Origin of the sequence: Citrobacter sp. S46_ASV_140 (assembly GCF_018919545.1) — a bacterium.
Taxonomy (GTDB): domain Bacteria; phylum Pseudomonadota; class Gammaproteobacteria; order Enterobacterales; family Enterobacteriaceae; genus Citrobacter; species Citrobacter braakii.
The window spans coordinates 1-6,141 of the sequence record NZ_JAHLRC010000170.1; the positions used below are offsets into that span (position 1 = coordinate 1).

At 51.3% G+C, this 6,141-nt stretch carries 7 protein-coding genes; 5 read left to right on the forward strand and 2 right to left on the reverse strand.

The window, feature by feature from the left end:
• A partial coding sequence (locus KQJ19_RS21835; protein WP_216404131.1) for a family 43 glycosylhydrolase occupies positions 1-559 on the reverse strand: 559 nt, incomplete at its 3' end.
• A 5-nt stretch (positions 560-564) separates the two neighbouring features.
• Positions 565-1,992, reverse strand: a complete 1,428-nt coding sequence (locus tag KQJ19_RS21840) for an MFS transporter (RefSeq protein WP_047500561.1) — start codon at positions 1,990-1,992, stop codon at positions 565-567.
• A 277-nt stretch (positions 1,993-2,269) separates the two neighbouring features.
• On the opposite strand from KQJ19_RS21840, the gene KQJ19_RS21845 reads away from it, so the two are divergent.
• The 5 genes from KQJ19_RS21845 (at position 2,270) to brnQ (ending at position 5,717) form a co-directional block, all read left to right on the forward strand.
• Positions 2,270-2,458 carry a hypothetical protein gene (locus tag KQJ19_RS21845; protein ID WP_235426916.1) on the forward strand — a complete coding sequence of 63 codons (189 nt, stop codon included), beginning with the start codon at positions 2,270-2,272 and terminating at the stop codon, positions 2,456-2,458.
• A gap of 178 nt (positions 2,459-2,636) precedes the next feature.
• Positions 2,637-2,999, forward strand: a complete 363-nt coding sequence (locus KQJ19_RS21850; protein ID WP_032947028.1) for a RidA family protein — start codon at positions 2,637-2,639, stop codon at positions 2,997-2,999.
• A gap of 13 nt (positions 3,000-3,012) precedes the next feature.
• Entirely contained in the window at positions 3,013-3,669 is a 657-nt protein-coding gene (locus KQJ19_RS21855; RefSeq protein ID WP_016152954.1) for a PAS domain-containing protein, read from the forward strand.
• Entirely contained in the window at positions 3,656-4,462 is an 807-nt protein-coding gene (locus KQJ19_RS21860; RefSeq protein ID WP_016152953.1) for a PhzF family phenazine biosynthesis protein, read from the forward strand. Before KQJ19_RS21855 ends, KQJ19_RS21860 begins: the two co-directional genes overlap by 14 nt.
• Positions 4,463-4,547: 85 nt before the next feature.
• The gene (brnQ, locus tag KQJ19_RS21865; protein WP_216404132.1) at positions 4,548-5,717 is read left to right on the forward strand and encodes a branched-chain amino acid transport system II carrier protein; all 1,170 of its coding nucleotides are present in this window, start codon (positions 4,548-4,550) and stop codon (positions 5,715-5,717) included.
• The last annotated feature ends 424 nt before the right edge of the window (positions 5,718-6,141 follow it).

The window sequence follows — 6,141 nt, forward strand, 5'->3', positions numbered from 1 at the left end:
GCTTATAGACCTTCGGGCCTTCCAGAGTCGGTAAATCGCAGGTTCCGTCATAGAGAATTTGCCCTTCGCCGGTGACCGATTTGCCGTCTGGCGTCATCGGCAGCAACTGTAACTTATGCTTGATGCCGCTGCGGCTGTGGGCGAAGGCATGCACCAGCCAGGCCTTGCCATCGTCGTCCCAGAATGGGCAGGGATCGATCCAGCCTTTGGCCGCTTTGACGCAATGCGGAGGCTGCCACTCCCCCCAGGGATCCTGCGTCCAGGACATAAAAATCCCTTCATCTGGGGTGCTGAAAAAGACCCACAGCTTCTCATCATGCCAGCGAATCGACGGCGCCCAGGCCCCCTTACCCGGCTGGACCTCCTCATAGCCAGGCAGCGGCAGCGTTTGCAGAACATGGTTGATGATTGTCCAGTTCACCAGATCCGTCGAGTGCAACAGCGGCAAGCCCGGCATGTGATTAAAGCTGGAGGCGACCATAAAAAAATCATTACCAACGCGAACGACGTCCGGGTCGGAATAATCGGCGCAGATAATCGGGTTGTGATACATCGTCATCCTCCTCAGGCTTTGTTCAGCGACACACACGTCACTTCTGGCGTGGCGTTATCAACAGGTGCTGCAGCCGTTTGTCGGGCCGACAGGTCGCGCTGGATAGTGGCCATGGTCTGGTCATCAAGTTTATAGAAGCGCGACAACCACCACAGAACCAGGTAGGACAGCGATGGCCCGAGTGTCAGCAGGCCAATAATGCCCATGGTCGCCATCGGCGTCTGTTCCGCCACGCCGGACTGATAACCGAAGATTCCCAGGGAGAAACCGACCAGCGCTCCGGCGACAGCCATTCCCATTTTGAGGGCAAACAGGTTACCAGAATAGGACAGCCCGGTTATCCGGCGGCCAAATTTCCATTCACCGTAATCGGCGGCGTTGGCCATCATGTTCCACTTAAAGGGCTGGTACATCTGATGGAAGAAGCCGACCAGGAAATAGAGTGGGAACACCACCGCAAGCCAGGTTGGTGGAATAAAGAACATCACCACACCAACGGCGACCAGCAGCAGGTTGATATTTTTAAACAGCGACACGGCCCGGTAGCGTTTTGCCAGATACCCTGCTGCGATACTGCCAATAATGGTGCCGACGACGCTTGTGGAGACAAACGCGGATTTCATTGCCGTACCTGCAGCAGACGACACGCCATCCATCATCAGATAAGTGGCGTAGTAGAGCGTTGCGGCGCTGCGCATCACCCCAGCCATACTGGAAAAGAAGGTGATAATGGCGACAATCCGCCACTGATCGTTTGCCAGCAGCTGGCGAATATCTCCTTTCACATCTCCCTGATTTTCAACAATGGGGGCCACGCGCTCTTTGGTAGTGAAGAAACAGAACGCTAGCATTGCGATGGCGATAGCCCCCATGATGCCCATTGTCGCCTGGAAGCCAAATTGTTTATCGTCTTTGCCCAAATAATCGACCAGAAACAGCGTTGCGACCGAGACCATCAGCCCGGCCAGCGAGGAGATCGTAAAACGATAAGATTGCGCGGAGAGACGGTCTTTCTCGTCACGGGTAATCACCCCGCCGAGGGCGCAATACGGAATGTTGATAAAGGTATAACACAGCATCAGCAGAGTGTAGGTGATGTAGGCATACACAAGCTTGCCGGACGCACCAAATTCCGGAGTGGTGAAGGTCATCACCGCCAGCACCGCGTAAGGCACGGCGAACCAGATCAGCCACGGACGAAAATGTCCCCAGCGGGTTTTAACCCGGTCGGCCACAATCCCGGTCAGCGGGTCGGTAATGGCATCAAGCACACGCGTCACCAGAAACATTACGCCAACCGCAGCGGCAGAAAGTCCATAGATATCAGTGTAAAACCAGGTCAAAAACATGGTTACGGATGAATAAACAATCCCGCAGGCCGCATCCCCCATACCGTATCCTAACTTCTCGGCCACCGATAACTTATTGTCATGATTCACGATCAGTCCCCCCTGTATTAATGTGGATTTAACTGTATAAGCCCTTCCTTTTTGCGCGTATTGCTTTTTTTTGTTATGCGATTATGTAATTTGATAACTGAGAAAGTTGTCACACATCTTTCTAACTGGTATTACAGGTATAACTTTCATATGAAGCATTTAGCGGCCTCACAGCCACAAAACGTAGGCTAACCGCACCGGTTCAAGGTAGAGTCTTAGGACGTGGTGTAAATGGTCGAGCCTGATTTTTATTGGCATATGTGCCTGGTTACATCCGATTGGTGACCTCACGACCGCCACAACCGCGTATCAAACTCGCGCATTCGATACAGGGTTCGTCAACGGTTATCAGACCCTGGATGTACAGCCCGGTGCGGGGCGCAACGAACGGTATGCAGGTGATGAGCGCCTATGTCGAGACTGTTTTTGGCGTTTATGGCCGGGTGTTGTTGGCGGGGATCTATAGTGCTTAAAGGCGGTTCAGAGCATGTCCCATCCCGTCAACAAAGTATCTGTCGATGCTCTGTTAGTGGAGAGACATGAAAGCCACGAAATCAACAAATGTTTAAAATAATAATTTTGTTTAATTTAAAGTTAAGTCATGCTACCGTGCTACTACACTTTCTTTAGGGCAAATCTGACACATGTCTATCGTACGCTACCCCACGACCAAGCCTTTTCCCTTTTCAGACGCCGTGCAGGTGAACGGGTTTGTTTTTCTTTCAGGCCATGTCGCCATGAGCCCCGAAGGTGAACCGTTGTATGGATCTGTCACCCAGCAGACCCGGCATATCATGCACGCCATCCGGGAAACTCTGGCGCGGGCGCATACGACGCTGAACCACATTGTGAAAGTCCAGGTTTGGTTAAGCAGCATGGAGCACTTTAGCGAATTCAATGTTGCTTACAGCGCGTTCTTCCCGGAAGGTTTCCCCGCAAGGAGCGTCGTCACCAGCCACCTTGCATTTGATTTAGACGTCGAAATAGAAGTCCAGGCCGTTGTCTGATGGAGAGAGCAAAATGAAAGACGAACGTGAACGTTTAATCACTATTTTGACGGCTTCGCTTGAGGCATTGAGAACCACGCTTCCCTTAAACACAGAAGCAGTTCTGCATGACCTTACCCGCCCCGAATCGTCCGTGATAAGCATCATTAATGGACACGTCAGCGGCAGGAAAGCCGGTGATGCGCTGTTGTCCGGCCCGGAAAATGACACGGGATTTTTAGGTTTACTGGATGCTTCGCAGCGTGTTTCCAGTCAGGTATTCAGTGGATATACCACCACCACTCTCTCTGGCACCACATTGAATAGCGCATCGACGATTTATTACAGCAAGGACGGCGTGCCGTTAGTAGCTTTTTGCATTAACGTCGATATGGATGTGGTATCAAAACTCAAACGCGACCTGGACTATTTACTCCATCCGGCCGCCGCGGCTGAAACGCCGGATAATCCGCTAGCTGATATTCAGGATAAATCTCTGGATGACGTTATTTCGAAATTCAGACCCACGGGTTCAGAAAATAAAATTGATTTCAGAAAACGGGTTATTTCTGAAATACATGCTCAGGGCTTTTTCAAGATTAAAGGCAGCGTTAATCATGTCGCTAAAGCGCTGGGCGTCACCCGATACACCGTTTACAACTATCTGGATAAATTAAATGACAAAGTCTGACACCACAGTAATTCCTTTTTATCAGGTTGATGCTTTCACCTCTCAACCTTTTGGCGGCAACCCGGCGGGCGTTTGTCCGTTAACTGAGTGGCTGCCTGACGCTGTTCTGCAAGCCATCGCCACGGAGAATAATCTTTCTGAAACCGCGTTTTTTGTGCCGTTCGAGGAGGGTTATCAACTGCGCTGGTGTACGCCTGCGGTTGAAGTGGATTTGTGCGGTCATGCCACTCTCGCTGCATCCTGGGTGCTGTTCAACAAGCTTGGCTACCAACAAGAAACTATCAGCTTCCACACCCGCAGCGGCCTGTTGACGGTGAGTAAGAACGGGGACGAACTCTGCATGGACTTCCCGGCTAAATCGGCCATGAAGATTGATACTCCTGATGGACTGCCGGCAGCCCTCGGCATTACCGCCGGTGTTATCGGGGTGTGGAAATCGGACGATCTGATTGTACTGGTCGATGACAAAAATATCATCGACGGGCTTAATCCTGACTTCAACAAGCTGGCGGTATTCGACACCCGCGGCGTGATCGTGACCGCCGCTGATAACCAGTTTGATTTTGTGTCCCGTTGGTTCGGCCCGCAGGTCGGCGTGAACGAAGATCCAGTCACCGGGTCGGCACACACTTTCCTCGCCCCGTTCTGGGCGGCGCGTACGGGTAAAAATGTCCTGACCGCTCAACAAGGCGGGAAGCGTAAAGGGGCGTTGCGCTGTGTAGTTCGGGATGACGGGCGCGTGGAATTGCATGGCTTCGCTCGTATGACCATCGAAGGAATATTCCAGTTGTAATAACGATGTATGACCGGAACGGTGACCAGGCATATAATGACCACGCCTTCCAAAGCATGATGTTTATATAAAATAAGAGTTAATAATGACAGCAAACACCAGACTTTCATTGCCAGAGACAATGGCTCTTGGCGGGATGACACTTGCGCTTTTTTTGGGTGCAGGCAATATTATATTCCCGCCGCTGGTCGGCATGCAGGCGGGCGCAAACGCCTTTAATGCAGGCTTTGGCTTTATCATCACAGCGGTTCTGTTCCCGGCGCTGGCGATTATTTCCCTTGCCATTAATGGCGGAGATATCGCGGAATTAACGAAACCCTTAGGCAAATGGCCGAGCCTGATTTTTATTGGCATTTGCTTTTTAACGCTGGGGGTTTTATTTGGTACGCCACGCACCGCGACGATTAGCTACGAAGTCATCACCGATGGCGCAGCTAGTTCCCTGATGCATAAGATTATATTTTCCGCCGCGTTCTTTGGCCTTGCTGGCGCGACGCTGGCTAAGCCGGGGAAAATGCTGGAAATCGTCGGTTTCTTCCTTTCGCCCATTAAAATTAGTGCCCTGATTTTTATCGGCATATGTGCCTGGTTACATCCGATTGGTGACCTCACGACCGCCACAACCGCATATCAAACTCGCGCGTTCGATACAGGGTTCGTCAACGGTTATCAGACCCTGGATGTGATCAGTGCGCTGTGCTTTGGCGCCATTATCACCCACACGCTTAAACAGCGCGGGATCCACCATCCGCGGGGCATCTTTACCCATTCCATCGCCGCAGCCTTTATCGCCGCGGCAGGTCTGGCCGTGATTTATATCTGCTATCTGTCGATGGGGTCCCACAGCCCGGTGCGGGGCGCAACGAACGGTATGCAGGTGATGAGCGCCTATGTCGAGACTGTTTTTGGCGTTTATGGCCGGGTGTTGTTGGCGGCGATCATTACCCTCGCCTGTCTGGTCACGGCCATTGGTCTGACGACCGGAACGGCGCGCTATTTCAACCAGACGACCGGTGCGTCTTATGGGCTGCTGGTGACGCTCTCCCTGATGGTGTCAGCAGCACTTGCCGTGCTGGGACTGAATTCCCTCACCGCAATGGCGGTTCCCGTGCTGTGCGCCATTTACCCGGCTGCGCTGGTCGTGGTCGCGTTGGGCATCGTTAGAAAATGGACAGAAGTGCCGACGAATCTGTATCAATTGCTTTTCTATAGCGCCCTGGCAGTGGGAATAATGAGCTTGTTTGTAAAATCCTGAATGAACGCTGCGAGTTCGGAAGTTGTCTTTTCATTTTCGCTCGAAGCAGACCAGGCAATCAGTTGGCCTGTCTGCTTCGAGCCTGAAGCTAACATCGATAAAAAATAACTTAATGGTCGAGCTCCACCAACTTCAGACCTTAGATTGCGTATTCAAAGTTTGAGGGTAAGACAGTCACAACGGACATATAGACTTAACAGGCCGTATATATTACAAATTTAAGATCATTTTTCTCTCATAAAGTAAGGGCCTATCCCATGTCTTTAATCATACGACAAGCAACATTAGCCGATTCGGGATTACTAAATGAGCTTGGCTACCGCTTCTATACTGCGCACTTTAAGCATATGTGGAAGTCAGAATCAGAATTTGATAATTATTTGGAGGGTGAATATTCACTTCCTGTTATTGAGCAGAGTATTAA